Origin of the sequence: Maribacter sp., from assembly GCF_039968975.1 — a bacterium.
Lineage (GTDB): Bacteria > Bacteroidota > Bacteroidia > Flavobacteriales > Flavobacteriaceae > Maribacter.
Map to the genome: position 1 here is coordinate 1 of NZ_JBDVOT010000055.1, position 20793 is coordinate 20793.

Below are 20793 nucleotides of genomic sequence, written 5' to 3' on the forward strand. Positions count from 1 at the left end.
ACCTTTAGAACAGAGAAGGATAAGCTTTCGGTAGCAGAGGTTACTGCAGGTAAATTTGATGATTACATTACCATAAACGGAAATGTAGCACCAATAGCTACCATTTATATGGATGCCTATGAAGGTGGTCGAGTAAGTGAAAAGTTGATTGAAGAAGGGGCAATGGTAAAGAAAGGCGACATTATTTTGAAGCTTGAAAATATGAATTTGTACGAACAAATTTTAGCTAGCGAAAGTAACTTGGCTTTAAAGCAGAACGACTTGCGTTCTACCAAATTAAGTTTTGATTCAAGACAGGTAGAAGGCAGAAGATCGTTGGCGACAGTAAGTACAGATTTACAACGATTAAAAAGAAATTACGAGCAAAACAAAGCTTTGTTCGATGAGGAATTAATATCTAGAGAGGCTTATCAATTATCAAAAGAGAACTATGAATTATCTCAAAAACAACACGAAATTGTAAAGTTACAGACAGAACAAGATGATGAGTTAAGAGAAACTTCATTAAGAGGGCTTGATACTGATTTGGCGCGTATGCAAAAAACATTGGGCATGGTGTACCAAAGGCTAGACCACCTAAATGTACGAGCGCCTGCAGATGGTCAGTTAGGATTTCTAGATGCAGAAATTGGGCAAAGCATATCGCAAGGGCAACGTATTGGTCAGGTAAATGTGTTGACGGATTATAAGATTGAAGCTGAAATTGATGAACACTATATTGATAGGGTTAAAAGAGATTTAGTAGCGGTTTTAGAGCGTAACGGTACCGAATTTCCATTACGATTAAGAAAAGTATATCCAGAAGTTAGAAACGGTAGGTTTAAAGTAGATTTAGTATTTACAGATAACAAGCCAGAGACCATTCGTTCAGGACAGAGCTACAATATTAAACTGCAATTGGGAGAGTCTAACGATGCACTTTTATTACCAAAAGGAAGCTTTTTTCAAAGCACCGGTGGGCAATGGATATTTGTAGTAAATGCTGATGGAGGAGAAGCTATTAAAAGAAACATTAGAATAGGGAAACAAAATTCAAGATACTATGAAGTATTGGAAGGCTTGGAGCCTGGTGAAAAAGTAATAACCAGTAACTATGATAATTTTGGGGAAGCCGAAAGAATAGTGTTGAAATAGCTTCGGCCCCGCTCAGCTAACTTTAAAGTTCAGTTTCGAACCCTGAGCGTAGCCGAAGTGTGAAAAGGACGAAAGAATAGTATTAAAATATATTAAACTGTCACATTTGGGGAAACTCAATGTCATTATAACAATCAAAAACAAAGGAAAATGATCACCATTACAGACCTTAAAAAGAGTTTTAGAACAGAAGAAGTAGAAACCTTGGCATTGAACAGTGTCAATTTAAAAGTAGAAGACGGCGAGTTTGTGGCAATAATGGGTCCGTCTGGCTGTGGTAAATCTACTTTATTGAATATTATAGGTATGCTAGACAACCCAACTGATGGTAGTTACAATTTTGCGGGTAACGAAGTTGGTGGTTTAAAAGAAAGCGAAAGAACACAGCTGCGTAAAGGAAATTTAGGTTTCGTATTTCAAAGTTTTAACCTCATTGATGAGCTTACGGTTTTCGAAAATGTAGAGCTGCCACTGATCTATTTGAAAATGGGTAAGGCAGAGCGCAAAGAAAAAGTTATGAAAGTGCTTGAGCGTATGAAAATAGCGCATAGGGAAAAGCATTTTCCACAGCAATTATCAGGTGGTCAACAACAGCGTGTGGCAATATCTAGAGCGGTAGTAACCAACCCAAAATTAATATTAGCCGATGAGCCAACGGGTAATCTAGATTCTAAAAATGGGATAGAGGTAATGAACCTATTGACCGAATTAAACCAAGAGGGAACCACCATAGTTATGGTAACGCACTCAGATAGAGATTCGCATTATGCACATAGAGTAGTTAATCTATTTGATGGTCAAATAGTAACTGAAAGTCAAAACAGGGCAATAGGGGCTATGATGTAGATCCCTCAGGCTCCCGAAGGGGGTTGAAAAAGAGTTTATTCATCAATCAATTATTAGCTCTGTTCGTTAAGAGGAGCTAAGGAATAATCAACCAAAAAACCAAACGTATCCCTTAATCACGGATAATAGAGTACCATCAATCAATCACCAAACCATTCTCCCTCCTCTGGAGGGAGCTACGGGGAGGATTAAATCAAAAAATCATGTTCAGAAACCATCTTAAAATTGCTTGGAGAAGTATAAAAAAAGATAAGTTGTTCGCTGCTATAAAAATTGGTGGTTTTGCCATGGGCATAGCAGCTTGTCTTTTAATAGCATTGTTCATTGGTAGTGAGATAGGTTATGACCAACATTATAGCAAAAAAGGGCAGTTATTTAGGGTTGTGCTGCAAGGTATGTATAAGGGAGAGGTGATGAAAAGCACACATTTTCAGTTACCATTTGCCGATGCCCTACAAAATGATTTCCCTGAAATTCTTAAAGCAGGAAAAGTAAATAGTACCGGAATTTTTGGAGCAGGTAAACGTGGTATTAGATTGGACGGCGCATCAAAAAACAATTTAGAAGATGGCTTTCTGTTGGCGGACCAAGAAGCGTTTGAGATTCTGGAAGTGGAATTAATACAAGGCAATACGGCAACGGCGTTAGTGAATCCTAAATCCATTGTGATTTCAGAATCAAAGGCGGCAAAGTATTTTAAAGGGGCAACCATTTTGGGCGAAACCATTATTTTAGATAATGATGCCAGTACTCCGTATACCGTAACAGGTGTCATGAAAGATGCATCGAAAAATTCTCATTTATCATATGATTTTCTACTTCCTATTGAAGATACCAATGCCAGTTGGACCAATCAGAATTATTTCACCTATGTTTTAGTAGATCCCAATACTGATATTCAGCAATTGGAGCAAAAGATGGTTTCCATAGTTGAAAAATATATCATTCCAGCACAAAGAGAGCGCGGGCGTGCGCCAGATTTTATAGATGTGCTTAGAACCATGGAGTATAAACTTCAGCCAATTACCGATATTCATTTGTATTCAGACCTAAAAATGGCAGACGGACTAAAGCATGGCGATATTCGTTTTGTTTGGCTTTTCGCGGCAATTGCCGGTTTTGTATTGCTGTTGGCGGTGATCAATTTTATAAATCTTTCTACCGCAAAATCTGCCAATAGAGCTAAAGAGGTAGGGTTGAGAAAAACAATTGGGGCTTATAAAGGCAATTTGGTAGCTCAGTTCATGACAGAGTCAATGGTATTCAGTTTTATATCTTTTATTCTTGGCGTTGTATTAGCGTGGGCACTATTACCATCTTTCAACTCCATTGCATCAAAATCTATTGAAATGCCTTGGTCTGCTTGGTGGTTTGCTCCAATAATATTAGTTGCTTCAGTTTTAGTAGGTGCTTTGACAGGGCTGTATCCGGCGTTTTATTTATCGGCTTTTAAACCGGTGAACGTTTTAAAAGGAAGTTTGAGCATTGGTAGTAAAAGTGGAAAATTAAGAAGCGGACTCGTTATTTTTCAATTCACCACATCTGTGATCTTAATTATTGCAACATTGATTATTTATCAGCAGATGGACTTTATTCTCCAAAAAGAATTGGGCTATGATAAAGAACAAGTAGTTATCCTTGAAGGAACAGGTGTTTTGGGTACTAGTGCCGAAAATTTTAAAGAACAATTACTGCAGTTACCACAAATTAAATCGGCAACAATTACAAATTATGTACCGGTAGATGGCGGTAGTAGAAATGGAAATACTTTTAGAAGAAAAGATGAAGGTAATGAAGGTAGGGGCATACCTGCGCAAATTTGGAGAGTAGATTACGATTATATTGAAACCTTGGGTATTACCGTAAAATCGGGCAGGGATTTCTCTAAGCAATTTGCGTCAGATTCTTTAAGTAGCATTATCATAAATGCCAATATGCAAAGAGAGTTGGGCTTGGAGAATGCCATTGGTAAAGAAATCAATAATAATGGTCAATTATTTACGATAATCGGGGTGGTGGATGATTTTCATTTTAAGTCCTTAAAAGAAGATATTTCATCACTGTCATTGGTAATAGGTAAAGATTTAGGTGCTATATCTCTTAAATTGGAGAAGGGTAATGTGAATGAGGCTTTAGCTTCTATAGCATCGGTTTGGGGTAGCAATGTTCCTAGTCAGTCTATCAATTATAGCTTTTTGGACCAAGAGTTTAGTAGTATGCATGATGATGTAGAACGTATGGGTAAAATATTCAACAGTTTTGCGCTATTTGCTATACTGGTAGCATGCTTAGGCTTATTTGCATTGTCCGCTTTTATGGTAGAACAACGCAAAAAGGAAATCAGCATCAGGCTAGTGTTAGGGGCGCCGTTCAAGAGTATTTATCAATTGCTCACATTAGATTTTATGAAGCTTATTTTACTATCCATTGTAATAGCAATTCCTATAGGGTGGTATATGATGAGCCGTTGGTTAGAAGATTTTGCATACCATATTACCATTAGTTGGAGCATATTTTTTATGGCGGGTTTAATTGCATTGATCATTGCTATTGTAACCATAAGCTACCAATCTGTGAATGCAGCTTTAATACAGCCTTTAAAAAGCTTACGAAAAGAATAAAAATCACCAAACCATTCCCCTTCTTTTGGAGGGGGCTAGGGGGAGGAAAAAACGAGAATCATGATTAAGAACTATATAAAAATAGCTTGGAGAAACCTTTGGAAAAACAAGGGGTACAGCATGTTGAATATTTTTGGTCTCGCAATAGGTATTACTTGTGCGGCAATGATTTTACTTTGGGTAGAAGATGAGGTTGGTTATGATACCAATTTTGAGAAGCAAGATGTTGTGTATTATGTACCAACAAATCAACAATATGAAGGCGAGTGGCGTACATTTTTTCAAGCTACTCCCGGTCCGTTAGCAGAAGTTTTAAAAGATGAAGTACCAGGAATAGTTGGGTCTGCAAGAACAAAAGGTGAAGATTTTTTATTTCAAGTAGGAGAAACTTCTATTAATAAATTTGGGCGATACGCAGATCCAGACTTTTTAAGCATGTTTAGTCTCTCATTTGTAGAAGGCAATTTAGAAACCGCTTTTAAAGATGTGGATGCCATGGTCATCTCACAGGAAACGGCTACCCAATTATTTGGTAAAAATACTGCTGCTATTAACAAAGTAATTAAAATAAATAACGAAACAAGTTATACCGTTTCAGGAGTTTATGAAGATTTGCCACAGAATGTAACCTATAGTTTTGATTGGGTTGTTCCTTTTGAACGCTTTGCAAAAGATAATGAATGGGTGAAAGAATATGGTGCAAATTTTTCCGACACTTTTGTAGAGCTCTCCCCAGAGGCAAATTTTGATGTTGTCAATAATAAGGTAAAGGCAATACTTCCTATGAAAACGGAAGATGACGAAACCATAGCCTTTTTATTTTCTATGAAAGACTGGCATTTAAGGTCGGCTTTTGAAGGAGGTAAAAATATAGGAGGGCAAATAACGTATGTAAGACTGTTCAGCCTAATAGCCATCATTATTTTATTGATTGCCTGTATCAACTTTATGAACTTGGCTACAGCTAGAAGTGAAAAAAGAGCAAATGAGGTAGGTGTACGTAAGGTATTGGGCTCAGGAAGAAAAGGTTTAATATCTCAGTTTATGGCAGAAGCTATCATCACGGCAACATTATCTGCTGTACTTAGTGTGCTGTTGTTAAAATTGTTGGTGCCACAGTTTAATATGATGATAGATAAACAGCTAGATTTTAGTTTGTTCAACCTTACTCATATGTTGACCTTGGTTGGCATTACATTGCTATGTGGTATTATTGCGGGTTGGTATCCTGCGTTTTATTTGTCTTCTTTTAAACCTGTTGATGTATTAAAAGGGGCAAGAAGGGCAAAAGGCAGCGCATCATTTATAAGAAAAGGATTGGTAGCTACGCAGTTCGTAGTATCTATCGTATTTATTATATGTACCATTATCGTTTACCAACAGGTACAACATGTTAAAAAACGAGATTTGGGTTATAATAAGGAAAATCTGGTGAAGATTCCCGTTACCGGAGACATGATAAAAAATTTCGCTCCTATTGAGGAAGAAATGAAAGCTTCGGGGATGATAGAAAGTATCGGACTCATAAATTCTGATATTTTATCCGGTGGAAATAATACATCTGGGTTAAGCTGGCAAGGCGGTGTAGATACAGAAGATGTATTGGTTTCGGTAAGAGATATTACGGCAGATTTTTTTAATACCGCTGGTTTGGAGATTATTGAAGGGCGAGGGTTTAGTAACAATCCCGCTCAAGACAGTGTTAATATAATTGTAAGTGAATCGTTCGCAAAATTAATGGGTAGCGGTAGTGCAATTGGTAAAACTATTGAAGAGGATTACCCGGTAATTGGCGTAGTAAAAGATTATGTCTATGGTGATATGTATGGCTCTAGTGACCCTGTCATATTTTTTAATGACCCAAGCCAAGGGCGTTTTATGTATGTAAAAACAAAATCTGGCGTAGCAACAACGGCGGCATTGGCTACTATGGAAACAGCATTAAACAAATTTAATCCTGCATTTCCTTTTGAATATGAATTTGTAGATGACACATATGATGCCAAATTTAAAAGTGAGAAGCTGATAGGAAATCTCTCTCAAGTTTTCGCATTGCTGGCTATTTTAATTTCTTGCTTAGGGTTGTTCGGATTATCAGCTTTTACAGCAGATCAGCGTAGAAAGGAAATTGGCGTACGAAAGGTTCTAGGTTCAAGTATAGCGGGTATTGTGGGCTTATTATCCAAAGATTTTATGCAATTGGTATTCTTGGCAATAATTATTGCGATACCTATTGCATGGTTGATAATGCAGAATTGGTTAGAAGGTTTTGCCTACCGCACAACAATTAGTGCATGGGCATTTATCATTGCTGCGGCAGTAGCTATTGTGATAGCCTTATTGACCATTAGTTTTCAAGCTATTAATGCAGCAAGGGTTAACCCGGTAAAAAGTCTAAGAACGGAGTAGTGGCTTTGTAAATATATTGGACATAATCTGTCTAAATATTTGACACTTAATATTTTATGAATTTACATAAATATTTGAAAATCAATACCTTGTATTCTTGGCATAGAAATAGAATTTGATATTCCGTAATCAAGCATCAAAAAACGAGAACCATGTTTAAAAACTATCTAAAAATCGCTTGGAGGAGCTTAAAAAAGCAAGCCTTTTTCACTTTTCTAAACACATTTGGTCTAGCCATTGGTATGGCTGGGGCATTAATTATATCGTTATATATCTATGATGAGCTTAGTTATGATAAAATGTTTGCCAATGCAGATAGAATTTATCGTATAGATTCTGATATCAAATTTGGCGGAGCGGAAATTAAGGCAGGAGAATCTGCCGCGCCAATGGCGGAAACTTTAAAAAGAGACTATCCGCAGGTAGAAGCTTCAGTGCGTTTTAGAACAATTGGAAGTGCTTATGTAAAGAAAGTTGGAGGAAACAGAAGTGCTAAAGAAAGCCATATCACCTATGCTGATTCCACTGTTTTTGAATTCTTTGGGATAGACTTACTTGCGGGTGATGCCAAAACAGCATTAACAGGTACCAAGTCTTTGGTGCTTACCAAAACGGCAGCAGAAAAACATTTTGGTTCTACAGATGTTATAGGACAAAATTTATTGTTGGACAATACCGATATCTATACGGTAACCGGTGTCATAGAAGACATGCCCAAAAATTCTTATTTCAATGACTATAGTGTGTTTTTGGCAATGGCAGGCAATGTAGCATCTAGAGAAGATAATTGGGGCGGTAATAACTATTTTACATTTATAAAGTTAATTCCGGGAGCCAAGGTTGAAGATTTTCAAGAGCCCTTACAAGAGATGTTAGAAAGGTATATGTTACCATGGTCACAAAAGTATTTTCCGGGTATGACGGCAGAGTCGTTTGCGGCATCTGGTAACTACATTCGGTACCATACCATGCCTTTGACCGATATTCATTTGCATTCAGATAAAAGCTCGGAAATGAGTGCAACGAGCAGTATTCAGAATATTTACATTTTATCATTTATTGGATTGTTCTTGATTATTTTGGCAAGTGTAAACTTTATGAACTTGTCTACGGCACATTCGTTAAAGAGAGCCAAAGAAGTTGGTGTACGTAAAACCTTGGGCTCAAATAAATTGAATTTGATCTTTCAATTTTTAACCGAATCAGGATTAATTGCCTTTGTGTCCTTACTGGCGGCACTATTGATTACACTGGTAGCATTACCGTTTTTCAATAGTTTTACAGGCAAATCAATTGAAATTCCTTTTGCTCAGCCTTTATTTTGGTTAGCATTATTGGGAGGAACTATGTTACTAGGGTTATTGTCGGGTAGCTATCCTGCATTTTTTATGTCGAGGTTTACGCCTGTTAAAACCTTAAAAGGTAATAGTTCTGAAAGTGTGGGCAATGGTAGGGTACGTAATGCCTTGGTAATTTTTCAATTTTCAATTTCGGTATTTCTTATCATCAGTACTTTGGTGGTTTTTCAGCAATTAAATTACATACAGAACAAAGATTTGGGCTTCACCAAGGATAAAGTATTGCTAATAAATGAAATGGGTGCATTAGGATCCAAGACGAAGGCGTTTAAAGAACAGATTGCGAATATGGGTTTTGTAGAGAGTGCTACATTGAGCAATTATTATCCAACGCCATCATGGCGATCAGACACTTCGTTCTTTGAAGAAGGTTCTAGAGATCAAGAAAGTGCCATTCAAATGCAAGAGTGGGATGTAGATACCGATTATCTAAAAACTATGGAAATGGAATTGGTTGCCGGTCGTGATTTTAATCCAGCCTATGCATCGGATTCCACAGCTATAATAGTCAATGAAGCTACGCTACCTATTTTAAACCTTACGGGAGAGGAAGTTTTAGGAATGCGAATATCCGAAGAAATAGATCAAGAAAATCCTTCGTACTATACCATAATTGGGGTGGTCAAAGACTTTCATTATAGAACGTTAAGAACGAATATAGGCGCTTTGGGAATGCATTTAAATTCAAATGCACAAAACATGGCGGTAAGAATGAGCGGTGGAAATTATGCCAATAATATTGCTGTGATAGAAAATACGTGGAACACCATGGCGCCAGGTCAACCTTTTGATTATCGTTTTATGGACGAAGCTTTTAATACCACCTACGAAGCCGAACAAAAACTGAGTCAGATATTTTTCATTTTTACTATGCTGTCCATTTTTATTGCTTGTTTGGGATTATTTGGATTAGCTGCCTTTAATGCCGAAAAACGAACAAAAGAAATCGGTGTTAGAAAAGTGTTGGGAGCTACTGTAAGTCAGATATCATATAGACTTACGGTAGATTTCCTAAAATTGGTAGGCGTAGCCATATTGATTTCTTTGCCCATAGGCTGGTTTGTCATGAATAAATGGCTTGAAGATTTCTCATACAGAATAGAGATAGGTGTTGGGATTTTTATACTCGCAGCGGTCTTGGCAATTGTAGTGGCTGTTATAACGGTTAGTTATCAAAGTATAAAAGCGGCAATTGTAAATCCTGTAAAGAGTTTACGGTCAGATTGAATTGGCGTAACCTTATGTAGGTAACAATGTAAAGCAATAGAAGTCTATGTAAATATATTGTACAGCTTTTGTCAAAATATTTTACACTCTAACAGTTGGTTTTTGTTGTAATCAATTGATATTAAAACGATTAGAATATTGGCACGGAATTAGTTTTATGTTTTGCGTCATCAATCAAAAAACGAATAATCATGTTAAAAAACCACTTAAAACTATCTTTTCGGAATCTCTGGAAAAATAGGATGCTTTCATCATTAAATCTTTTAGGATTAAGCATTGGTATTGGTGGTGTATTAACACTTATGTTTTCGGTATATGCCTATTATGTGGCAGATGATATGATTCCGCATCAGGATCAAATTTACTATCTCAAGACACATTTGGTAGATGGTAATGATTACAATGAAGCAGTCTATCCATTATTGGATAAAATAAAAAGTACCTCTCCAGAAGTAGTGGCAGGTACGCATTTACATGGTTGGGGCAATATCTGGTTAGAACTTGGTGATAATGAATTTCAAAAAACAAGCACATATGCCGATCCAGAATTTTTTGATGTTTTTGAACTGCCTTTAAAATATGGAAATCATAGTAGTGCTTTACGTGATAAATATTCAATTGTCTTAACAGATAAGGTAAGCAAGCAATTATTTGGTGAGGAGAATCCTGTTGGTAAGAGTTTGATTGCGGCAGATACTTTGAATTTGACGATTACAGGGGTGTTAGAACCAATTAGCCCTTACTCTTCATTTAGACTAGATGTTTTAATGCCGAATACCATATTAAAGGATAATGTAGGTTTTAAGAATCAAAACAATTGGGACAATAGTTTTTCACCTGTATTTATAAAACTTCGAGCAGATGCTGACCTTCAGCAGTTTGAAAGTCGTGTAGGTCAATTGGTAAAAGAAAATTACGAAGACCCTACGGTAATTTCACGAATGGAATTGGTACCGCATACTAAGGTCCGTGTTGATTCTATACCAGTAGTGGAGATTATTATTATGGGAAATATAGCTACATCGTTTTTTGTATTACTTCTTGTACTTGTAAATCTGTTGAACTTGAACACCTCTACTATGTACCGTAGAACTAAGGATATTGCGGTACGCAAAATTTTAGGTGGTAGTAAAAAAGGAGTGATTGTACAGTTTTGTTTAGAAAACGGAATTTTGGTATTACTATCAATATTGATTTCTGGCGGACTATTTTTTGGCTTCTTACTACCTAAAATGAACGATATTTTCGGAGCCGATTTTGGTAAGATTAATTTTAGTTTTACAAATGATTATCCCGTAATTTTTGGAGCTATATTATTAGGTGTACTGGTGACTCTGGTTGTTGGTATATTACCCACATTACGATTTATATCCTTACCGGTTTCACAAGGGATAAAAGGGAAACTGGATAGTGCTAAAGGAAGTTTTATTTTAAGAAATACATTCATCATTTTTCAGTTTGCAATAGCTATTCTCTTTATTTGTATCGCTATTATTCTGAATAGTCAAATCGGTTTTATGAAAAAGGCTGATTTAGGTTTTGATAGAGAACATGTTATTGTTGGTAATATTGATCTTGATTTTAAAGATTTAGACGCTGCCAATTCTAGTTTTAGAGCGCTTTTAAATGAACTAGAGGCTAATCCGTATGTAACTAATGTAACTACTAGTCAGGCCGTTCCATCAGATTACTACTTTAATTACACCAGATATTATGATGCAGATACAGATATAGATGTACGTCTTCGTCGTTCATTTACCGATGCAGGTTATTTAAGTACTTTAAAAATACCTATTGTAAAAGGTAGAAATTTTAATGAGGAAATGGATAATAGTGACGAGAGACCTGTTATTATCAATCGTAGTGCAATGAAAGCATTTGGTTGGTCAACTATAGAAGGAAAACGTTTAAAATTTAAGAATGACAATTTTGTAGGTAATCCAGTAGTGGGTGTAATGGAAGACTTTCATTACCAAGACTTGCAAAATGCTGTTGAACCGTTAGTGCATTATTATAGAAGAGAAAACGATTTGGAAAAACATCGCTATCTCTCCGTTAGGGTAGTAGAGGGTAAACAAAAAGAAGTTGGGGATATGATTACAAGTGCTTTTTCTAAAATAGACTCCAGAAAAAAATATGCACAAAGTAATCTTAGTGATAAGGTAAGCGGTCAGTATCGTTTAATGGACGGTATGCTAAAAACAGTAAACGTTGTGGCATTACTAACCATATTCATATCATGCTTAGGTATGTTCGGTCTAATATCTTTTATGGCAAAAAGAAGAATAAAAGAAATTGGTATCCGTAAAGTTTTAGGTGCCAGTGTATTAAAAATAGTAGTGTTGCTTTCAAGAGATTATATGATTCTAGTAGGCATTGGGGCAATAATTGCATTCCCGGTAGCTTGGTATATGATGAGTGCGTGGCTGGGTGGTTTTGCCTATAGTATTTCATTACAATTTTGGATGTTTGCCTTAGCCGGTTGTATTGCATTTTGCATAACGGCATTTACATTAGGTATTCAAGCTATTAAAGCAGCAAGGGCAAACCCTGTAAAAAGTTTACGAACAGAATAATATAAAAGTCATCAATCAATCATTATAAAATCAAATCATGTTTAAGAATTATATAAAAATCGCTTGGCGAAACTTATTTAAGAATAGGGTATTTACTGCTGCAAATATTGTTGGGCTTACCTTAGCATTTGCGGTGGCGTTGTTGTTGACCATGACAGCTTTATTTGAGTTGTCTTATGATCAATTTCATGTAAATAAGGCATCTACCTATCAAGTGTATTACTCAAACCAGACACCAAAAGGTCCAGATATTTCTACTGCCAACCCTGTGCCTTTTGCTCCGGCATTAAAACAAGAAGTTCCAGGTGTAAAATATGTTGCTAGAGCATTGAGTGAAACTGTCTTGGTGTCATATGGCGTGAACGATTTTAATTTAGATGCCGAATATGTAGACACAGATTTTTTTTCCATTTTTAGTTATCCAACACTGGCGGGCGATAATAATAAACCCATACAAGATCAAAACTCAATAACACTTACAGAAGAGGCATCTAAAAAGTTATTTGGTACTACAGATGCTATAGGTAAAACGGTGAAAGTCCTCATAGGTAAAGAAGAAAAACCATTTACGGTTTCAAGCATTCTAAAAAGTATACCAGATAATAGTAGTGTTAGTTTTGATATCGCCATCCCTTTTAGTAGTCATTGGGAATATGAAGAGAATATAGATGTTTGGGGTGCGAGAAATCACCCGGTATATATTCAATTGGAAGAGGGAATTTCTAAATCTCAGTTTGAAAGAAATACAGTAAACTTTACATTATTGCACGAAGAAGAGCAAATAAATAATATGAAACGCGATGGCGCACAGCCAGATGTTAATGGTAATTATGCTCAACTAGGTTTGTTGTCGTATACCGACAAACGTTTTGCGAACATTAATTCGGGCATATTGCAGATAAAAAAAACCTTTCCGTATATGATTTTGGGTATTGCATTTTTAATCATTTTCATAGCCTGTGCCAATTTTGTCAACATGAATATTGCTTTAGGCGAAAAACGTTTGAAAGAAATAGGCATGAGAAAAACATTAGGTGCTGTAAAAGGGCAACTTTTCAGTCAATTTTGGTTAGAAAGTCTACTGGTATTTGCAATATCAATTGTTCTAGCGTTGGTACTATCTAATTTGCTTATAAATCCATATAAGACCTTGTTTAACACAGATGCAACTTTTGCAAACTTAATGACTCCAACAATTCTTGGTAGTTTTTTGGTAGGTGTTTTATTGGTGACTTTGGTTACAGGCGGATATCCTTCTTTATTACTTAGTAAATTGAATACATTAAAGGCATTAAAGGGTAAATGGGAGTTGGGTAAAAACGGAGTTAGAAATGCTTTGATTGTTGTGCAATTTGTAATTGCAATTGTATTGATAACGGGCACTTTGGTTTTTCAAGGTCAAATTCAATTTATGAGAAATAAAAATCTTGGATTTAATAAAGAACAAGTCATATCGATACCCTTAAACGGAAAGAAAGATAGCTATCGCGTGGTAGAACTTCTACGAAATGAGCTGCAGGGTAATGGTAATATTTTAGGCGTTAGTGGATCAGATAATAATTTAGGGCGTGGTAAAGACGGCAGTATCTCAAGTAGTGTTTTGGGTTTTGAATATAAGGGTAGGGTTGTACATAGTAATGTGCTTACGGTAGATTATGACTATGCAAAAACCTTAGATTTACAGCTCATAGAAGGTCGTATGTTCAGTAAAGAATATAGTGCAGATAGCTTAAGCATGGTTATTAACGAAGCAATGGTGAGAGAGTTGAATGAAAAAGAAAACCCGTTAGCGACAAGAGTATATTTTGATGAAGATTCTGTAGCGTATAATGTCATCGGAGTATTAAAAGATTTCAATCATCAAGATATTAGTAAAAGTATAGAGCCATTAACCTTTTTTCTAGATAGAGATTACGAGTTGTATTACGCTTACGTAAAAGTGGCACCTACAGATATGGCAAAATCTTTCGATGCAATCAAAAATACATGGCAAAAAATTGAGCCTAATGCTGAGTTTTTAGGGTCTTTCTTAGATGAGAATATAGATAGAACTTTTAGGCGAGAAAAAACGATGGCAACCATTGTAACGGCAGGTTCTGTTTTAGGTATAGTGCTTAGCTGTATAGGTTTGTTTGCGATGTCATTATTGGTAGTTGCCCAACGAACAAAAGAAATAGGAGTGCGAAAAGTAATTGGAGCAAGCACAGCGTCTATAACCATATTACTGACCAAAGACTTTTTAAAACTGGTTGGCATAGCGTTCATCATAGGAACTCCAATAGCATATTTTGCTTTAGATAAATGGTTGCAAGACTATGCTTTTAGAGTGCCATTAAGTATTTGGTTTTTTATAGGTGCAGGTCTATTGGCAGGTTTAATTGCGTTGTTGACGGTAGGCGCTAGAACCATGAAAGCTGCCGCTGCAAACCCAGTAAAAAGTTTAAGAACAGAATAATAAATATGATTTTAACCAACAACCACTAACAACCTATTTCACTAACAAACTAATTCACTACAAGAAAGATGTTATTACAATTAAGAAATATTTTCAAATGGGTTCAACAAGGCGGTCAACGTATATTCTTGTTGAAGGATATTAATTTAGAAGTTCAAGAAGGGGAATTCATTTCAATTATGGGTCCGTCCGGTTCAGGGAAGTCCACATTATTAAATGTTATAGGCATGCTGGATACGTTTGATGAAGGTGAGTATGATTTTTTAGAGGAATCCGTACATACTTTAAAGGAAAAATACCGCTCTAATCTGTATAAAGAATATATAGGTTTTGTGTTTCAGTCGTATCACTTGTTAGATGATTTAAAGGTAGAGGAAAATTTAGAAATGCCTTTATTGTACAAGAAAATAAAGGGTTCTGAACGTAAAGCCTTGGTAGCAGATATGCTGGATAGGTTTAATATTGTAGGTAAAAAAGATTTGTTCCCAACACAGTTAAGTGGTGGTCAGCAACAATTGGTTGGTGTGGCACGAGCTTTAATTGCAAACCCTAAATTGATATTGGCAGATGAGCCAACAGGGAACCTAAACTCTCAACAAAGCGAAGAGATCATGCAGTTGTTTAAGAAATTGAACGAAGAAGAAGGCGTTACCATTATACAAGTAACGCACTCAGAAAAGAATGCGGAGTATGGTTCAAGAATCATCAATCTTTTAGACGGCAGACAGATTTAGTTTTTGAAATATATAAAAAGACATTTCAAGCGCAGTCGAGAGGCGATAGGTTTTAATGTAATTTACGAATGTCAGTTCCAGTGCGCATCATTCAATTATTTCATTGAATAATGGGTGTGTCGAGAACCTTTTGAAAACAGATAGTTTTCCGAGTTAATTAAAAAAGTATAGTTTTCTAACAACTAACAACTAACAACTAACAACCAACAACCAACAACCACTAATCCGTATACCCTTCAGGATGCATCTCATCAAAATCGGTGCGGTCTTGAAAAGCTTTTGCTAATAAAAGTATACTGGCTTCATCGTACAAATTACCAACTAAGGTTACACTTGTAGGATGTTTTTCTTTATCCAATCCCGTAGGTATGGCAATCACCGGATGACCGGTAAGGTTGGTAATGATCAACTGTCTGTTACCAAAAGTAGGGGAGATCAGAACATCGTAGTCTTTCATTATAGATTCCATTTTTTCAATCAAGACCTGACGTTGTCTATTGGCTTGAATATACTCTACCGCTGGTATAAATCTTGCTTGTCTTAAAGAGTTTGCTCTAGAGCGCTGGTGTTGTTCTACCATCTTGTCAACATCTTTGGCACGAACCATATCGTCAAAAAAAGCACCTGCCTCGGCTCTTAAAATAACATCAAAACTATTATAGGGAACATCTTTTGGTAATTCTACTTCGTTAAGTGTTAAACCCATTTCCCTAAAAGTTTTTAATACCTTTTCTAAATTGTCTTTACTAAGAGAAGAATCTTTATCAATGTCTTTTTTTAAATAACCAATACGTAGCGATTTATAATCCTTTGTAGGCTCAAATCCGTCAGGGTAATCGGTAGTCATGCCGTCTTTAGGATCTTTACCTGCAATAACACTGTATACAATGGCACAATCTTCGGCACTTCTTGCCATAGGTCCTACCTTGTCCATAGACCAACTTAAACTCATTACTCCGTGTCTACTTACTCTGCCGTAAGTTGGGCGTAGACCGGTAATACCGTTTCTATTACTGGGCGATGTTATGGATCCCAGTGTTTCGGTACCTAAGGCAAAAGGTACTAATCCTGCTGAGGTAGCAGAACCAGAACCTGCAGATGATCCTGTAGCGCCTTGTTTGGTATCCCACGGATTTTTTGTTTTTCCATCGAACCAAACATCGCCACGTGCCAAAGAACCAGATACTAGTTTGGCTACTAGAACACCACCGGCATCCTGTAATTTTTCAACTACTGTTGCGGTCATTTCAATTTGTTGGTCACGGTATGGTTCTGCGCCCCAAGTTGTTTTATATCCTTCAACGGCCATCAAGTCTTTTACTCCGTAAGGAATACCATGCAGAATACCACGGTAATTACCTGCCGCTAGTTCTTCGTCCAATACTTTGGCTTGTTTCAATGCCATTTCTTCCGTAACGGTTATAGTACATTGTAAAATGTCGTTGTACTTTTTTAATCTATCAATAAAGAACTTAGTTAAGTCAACAGAACTTATTTTTTTGCTCTTGATCAATGAGGCAAGTTGAGGAATAGTGTAGAAAGCAAGGTCCGCTTTTTTATTTGGTAGTTGAACGTCATTTGGAATAGTCCAATCTGGAAAACCGTTTTGTGCTTTGGGTTTAAAATTCAGTGGCAAGGGATCAAAACGAACCGCAGGGATGACATCATTGTCTAAAGTGTATTTACGTAGCGAGTCAAATCCTTCTTTGTTCCTTTTTAAATATGGATAAAGCGTATCAATATATTTTTTGTCAAAATCTAACCCAATCAACTTTTGCGAACGTTTTACATCTTTTTTAGAAAATTCATTTTTAGAGCTAGAACAAGATGTAATGATTGATATAGTAAGTAGACTAAAAAATAAAAAGAAAGGTATTCTTTTTGTAGGTTGGTACATGTTGTTGGTTTTTAAGAAGATTCTAAAGTACGTCTTTTAGAAAATCTATGTTATTTGGTAAATCATAAAAAAATGTGAATTGAATTTCTAATAAAAAGAGGTTCTGTTTATAATGACATATTCATTTTCAATACGCTAGCTTCATAATCTAACAACTAAGGATTATCTTTGTTGTTTAGAATGAATTTATATAATGAAGATAGATAAAAAGGACGTCTTAAAAGCTTTAGAGAACATTACCGTACCTGGTGAAGGGCAAAATATGGTAGAGAGTGGTGCCGTGACCAATATTCAAATTTTTGGAGATGAGGTAGAGGTAGATATTACCATAGCTAACCCAAGTTTACAAGCACGTAAAAAGACTGAAGTAGAGATTTTAAAAATCATACATAAAGAGGTTTACGAAAAGGCTAAAATTAAAATTAATATAAAGGTAGATGCACCTGCTGCTAAACCAAAGACGAACGAAATAAAGGGGAAACCTATTCCTGGTATAACCAATGTTATCGCGGTAGCATCTGGTAAAGGTGGTGTAGGTAAATCTACCGTTACGGCAAACCTGGCGGTTACCTTGGCAAAAATGGGCTTTAAAGTAGGTTTGTTAGATGCCGATATCTACGGACCATCCATGCCAATAATGTTCGATGTTGCAAATGATAAGCCACTTGCTGTAAATGTAGATGGTAAGTCTAAGATGAAGCCGGTAGAAAGTTATGGTGTAAAACTATTGTCAATTGGTTTTTTTACACAAAGAGATCAAGCGGTTATTTGGAGAGGACCAATGGCATCTAAAGCATTGAACCAGATGATTTTTGATGCACACTGGGGCGAGTTGGATTTCATGTTGATAGATTTGCCACCGGGTACAGGAGATATTCATTTAAGTATCATGCAGTCCTTGCCAATAACTGGAGCGGTTGTCGTAAGTACTCCGCAAGAAGTTGCCTTGGCAGATGCTAGAAAAGGAGTGGCAATGTTTCAGCAAGACAGCATAAACGTTCCTGTTTTGGGAATTGTTGAGAATATGGCCTACTTTACGCCTGCAGAATTACCTGAAAACAAGTATTACATTTTTGGTAAAGAGGGCGCTAAACACCTTTCAGAAGATTTACAGGTTCCTTTTTTAGGAGAAATGCCATTGGTACAAAGTATACGTGAAGCAGGTGATGTTGGTAGACCGGCAGCCCTGCAAGAAGGTACACCTGTAGAAAAAGCTTTTGAAGAATTGACAAAGAAGGTTGTGAGTGAAGTTGTTTCTAGAAATAAGACAATGCCACCTACAGAGGCTATAAAAATTACAACAATGGCGGGTTGTTCGCCGGTTAATAAAAAATAGATATGACATCAGCAGAACTAAAATTGAATGTTGAAAAAGCATTAGAGGAAATAAGACCTTTTTTACAAAGTGATGGTGGTGATATTTCATTGATATCTATTGATGGGGATTCTTCTGTTAAAGTAAGGTTAGAAGGGGCATGTGTTGGTTGCAGTGTTAACCAAATGACTTTAAAAAGTGGTGTAGAAATGACAATCAAAAAATACGCGCCACAAATACAGGAAGTCATTAATATAGAAGCTTAAATTCTGACAATTATCATGATTTTAAAGACTATAGATTGATAATTTTGAAGCACCTTTTAAATAATTTCTTTAATGATTAAGACCGATATATTAATAATTGGCGCAGGACCTACGGGTCTTTTTGCCGTTTTTGAAGCCGGACTATTAAAACTTAAATGCCATTTGATCGATGCCTTGCCACAAGCTGGTGGGCAGTGTTCAGAAATTTATCCTAAAAAACCCATTTACGATATTCCTGGTTTTCCAGAAGTATTGGCTGGTGACCTTGTTGATAATTTAATGGAGCAGATCAAATCTTTTCAACCAGGTTTTACTTTGGGAGAACGTGCTGAGACTATTGACAAATTAGAAGATGGGACATTTGTGGTGACCACAAATAAAGGTACAAAACATCATGCGCCGGTAGTTGCCATTGCTGGTGGTTTAGGTAGTTTTGAACCACGTAAGCCATTGCTGGATAACTTATCCAAATTTGAGGACAGCGGTGTTGCTTACATGATTAAAGACCCTGAAGTGTATCGTGATAAAAAAGTGGTCATAGCCGGTGGTGGCGATTCAGCATTGGACTGGAGTATTTTCTTGGCAGATGTGGCATCACAAGTAACTTTGGTACATAGACGAAATGAGTTTAGAGGAGCTTTGGATTCTGTAGAGAAGGTTCAAGAGCTAAAAAATCAAGGAAAGCTAAATTTAATAACACCGGCAGAAATTATCGCGCTTAACGGTGATGATAAATTAGAATCTGTTTTGATCAGAAAAATATCTGATGCTAAGGAAGAGATTCTTTTAGAGGTAGATAATTTTATTCCCTTATTTGGACTTTCTCCAAAATTAGGACCTATTGGCGATTGGGGGCTGGAGATTGAAAAAAATGCCATTAAAGTAGATACGTTCGACTACCAAACAAACATACCTGGTATTTATGCTATAGGTGATGTAAATACCTATCCAGGAAAATTAAAGTTGATTCTTTGTGGTTTTCATGAAGCAACGCTAATGTGCCAAAGCGCCTTTCAAAAAATTCATCCCGATAAAAAATACGTTATGAAATATACCACTGTAGGTGGTGTAAGCGGTTTTGACGGAACAAAAAAAGAAGCTCCAAAAGCAGTGGTGAAGAAGATTGAGTAAAGTAGTGTGTTGGTTTGATAGTGTTTTCTTAAGATGATGATGCAACGTTTTGAAGACTTAAAGATTTGATAAAAATCACAAGATTTAGCAGTTTTGATTTCTAAAAAATCTTTAAACTTGAAGCGTCAAATATGTATAAGAAAAAAGTTGAGCTAATTGAAAAGTCAAATGAAATTTCTACTATGCTTTACGTACTAATTCAATGAATAAAATAACTAGTTCACTGAACCCTAATTACTAGATTCTATAATGACCGATATTAAAATTAAAATTACGGACCGCGACGGAGTATTACACGAAATTGATGCCCCTACAGATATGAATATGAATCTTATGGAAGTGGTTCGTTCTTACGAATTGGCGCCAGAAGGAACCATAGGTATTTGTGGCGGTATGGCTATGTGTGCTTCATGTCAATGTTATGTATTGTCAGATACGGAGTTACCAGAAATGGGAGATGATGAAGAAGCTATGTTATCTGAAGCTTTCAATGTAAAAGATAATTCACGTTTAGGTTGTCAATTACATATCACGGAAGATATGGACGGACTAGAAGTAGAACTTGCTCCTGAAGAGCTTTAAACGTCATTACGAGAAAACAAGAGGTAATCAAGATTGACGAAGTAATCTGCTTAACTGATTTTAAAAGCTAGTAATAGCCTTGTAATGGAAAATAAATTTTTATTTTCCATCAGCCATCAGCCATCAGCCATCAGCCATCAGCCATCAGCCATCAGCCATCAGCCATCAGCCATCAGCCATCAGCCATCAGCCATCAGCCATCAGCCATCAGCCATCAGCCATCAGCCATCAGCCATCAGCCA

The 20793-nt window shown here is 36.4% G+C and carries 13 protein-coding genes; 12 read left to right on the forward strand and 1 reads right to left on the reverse strand.

Annotated elements, in window-relative coordinates; translation table 11 throughout:
* From ABJI11_RS03590 to ABJI11_RS03625, 8 genes are all read left to right on the forward strand, one after another.
* A partial coding sequence (locus ABJI11_RS03590; protein ID WP_348349492.1) for an efflux RND transporter periplasmic adaptor subunit occupies positions 1-1134 on the forward strand: 1134 nt, incomplete at its 5' end.
* A gap of 150 nt (positions 1135-1284) precedes the next feature.
* Positions 1285-1980: an ABC transporter ATP-binding protein gene (locus ABJI11_RS03595; RefSeq protein WP_276493544.1), complete on the forward strand. Its 696-nt coding sequence runs from the start codon at positions 1285-1287 to the stop codon at positions 1978-1980.
* Between the two features lie 203 nt (positions 1981-2183).
* Positions 2184-4601 (forward strand): ABC transporter permease, encoded by a 2418-nt coding sequence (locus ABJI11_RS03600; RefSeq protein ID WP_348349494.1) that lies wholly within the window; start codon positions 2184-2186, stop codon positions 4599-4601.
* Between the two features lie 60 nt (positions 4602-4661).
* On the forward strand, positions 4662-7010 hold the full coding sequence (locus ABJI11_RS03605; protein WP_348349496.1) for an ABC transporter permease: 2349 nt from the start codon (positions 4662-4664) through the stop codon (positions 7008-7010).
* Positions 7011-7162: 152 nt separating this feature from the next.
* Positions 7163-9595, forward strand: a complete 2433-nt coding sequence (locus tag ABJI11_RS03610; RefSeq protein WP_348349498.1) for an ABC transporter permease — start codon at positions 7163-7165, stop codon at positions 9593-9595.
* A gap of 242 nt (positions 9596-9837) precedes the next feature.
* Positions 9838-12171 carry an ABC transporter permease gene (locus ABJI11_RS03615; RefSeq protein WP_348349500.1) on the forward strand — a complete coding sequence of 778 codons (2334 nt, stop codon included), beginning with the start codon at positions 9838-9840 and terminating at the stop codon, positions 12169-12171.
* Between the two features lie 37 nt (positions 12172-12208).
* Positions 12209-14626, forward strand: coding sequence for an FtsX-like permease family protein (locus ABJI11_RS03620; protein ID WP_348349502.1), 2418 nt, complete (start codon positions 12209-12211; stop codon positions 14624-14626).
* A 68-nt stretch (positions 14627-14694) separates the two neighbouring features.
* Positions 14695-15360: an ABC transporter ATP-binding protein gene (locus ABJI11_RS03625; protein ID WP_348349504.1), complete on the forward strand. Its 666-nt coding sequence runs from the start codon at positions 14695-14697 to the stop codon at positions 15358-15360.
* A 220-nt stretch (positions 15361-15580) separates the two neighbouring features.
* Here the strand turns inward: ABJI11_RS03625 and ABJI11_RS03630 are convergent, their stop codons facing one another.
* The gene (locus ABJI11_RS03630) at positions 15581-17257 is read right to left on the reverse strand and encodes an amidase (protein ID WP_348349506.1); all 1677 of its coding nucleotides are present in this window, start codon (positions 17255-17257) and stop codon (positions 15581-15583) included.
* Positions 17258-17450: 193 nt separating this feature from the next.
* Here ABJI11_RS03630 and ABJI11_RS03635 point away from each other — a divergent pair, with 193 nt between their 5' ends.
* The 4 genes from ABJI11_RS03635 to ABJI11_RS03650 all read left to right on the forward strand — a co-directional run bounded on the left by ABJI11_RS03635 (position 17451) and on the right by ABJI11_RS03650 (position 20551).
* Positions 17451-18593, forward strand: a complete 1143-nt coding sequence (locus ABJI11_RS03635; protein WP_348349508.1) for an Mrp/NBP35 family ATP-binding protein — start codon at positions 17451-17453, stop codon at positions 18591-18593.
* Between the two features lie 2 nt (positions 18594-18595).
* Positions 18596-18838: a NifU family protein gene (locus ABJI11_RS03640; protein ID WP_276493556.1), complete on the forward strand. Its 243-nt coding sequence runs from the start codon at positions 18596-18598 to the stop codon at positions 18836-18838.
* A 72-nt stretch (positions 18839-18910) separates the two neighbouring features.
* A complete protein-coding gene (locus ABJI11_RS03645; RefSeq protein WP_348349510.1) occupies positions 18911-19969 on the forward strand; it encodes an NAD(P)/FAD-dependent oxidoreductase in 1059 nt (352 codons plus the stop codon).
* A gap of 249 nt (positions 19970-20218) precedes the next feature.
* A complete protein-coding gene (locus ABJI11_RS03650) occupies positions 20219-20551 on the forward strand; it encodes a 2Fe-2S iron-sulfur cluster-binding protein (protein WP_027065921.1) in 333 nt (110 codons plus the stop codon).
* The last annotated feature ends 242 nt before the right edge of the window (positions 20552-20793 follow it).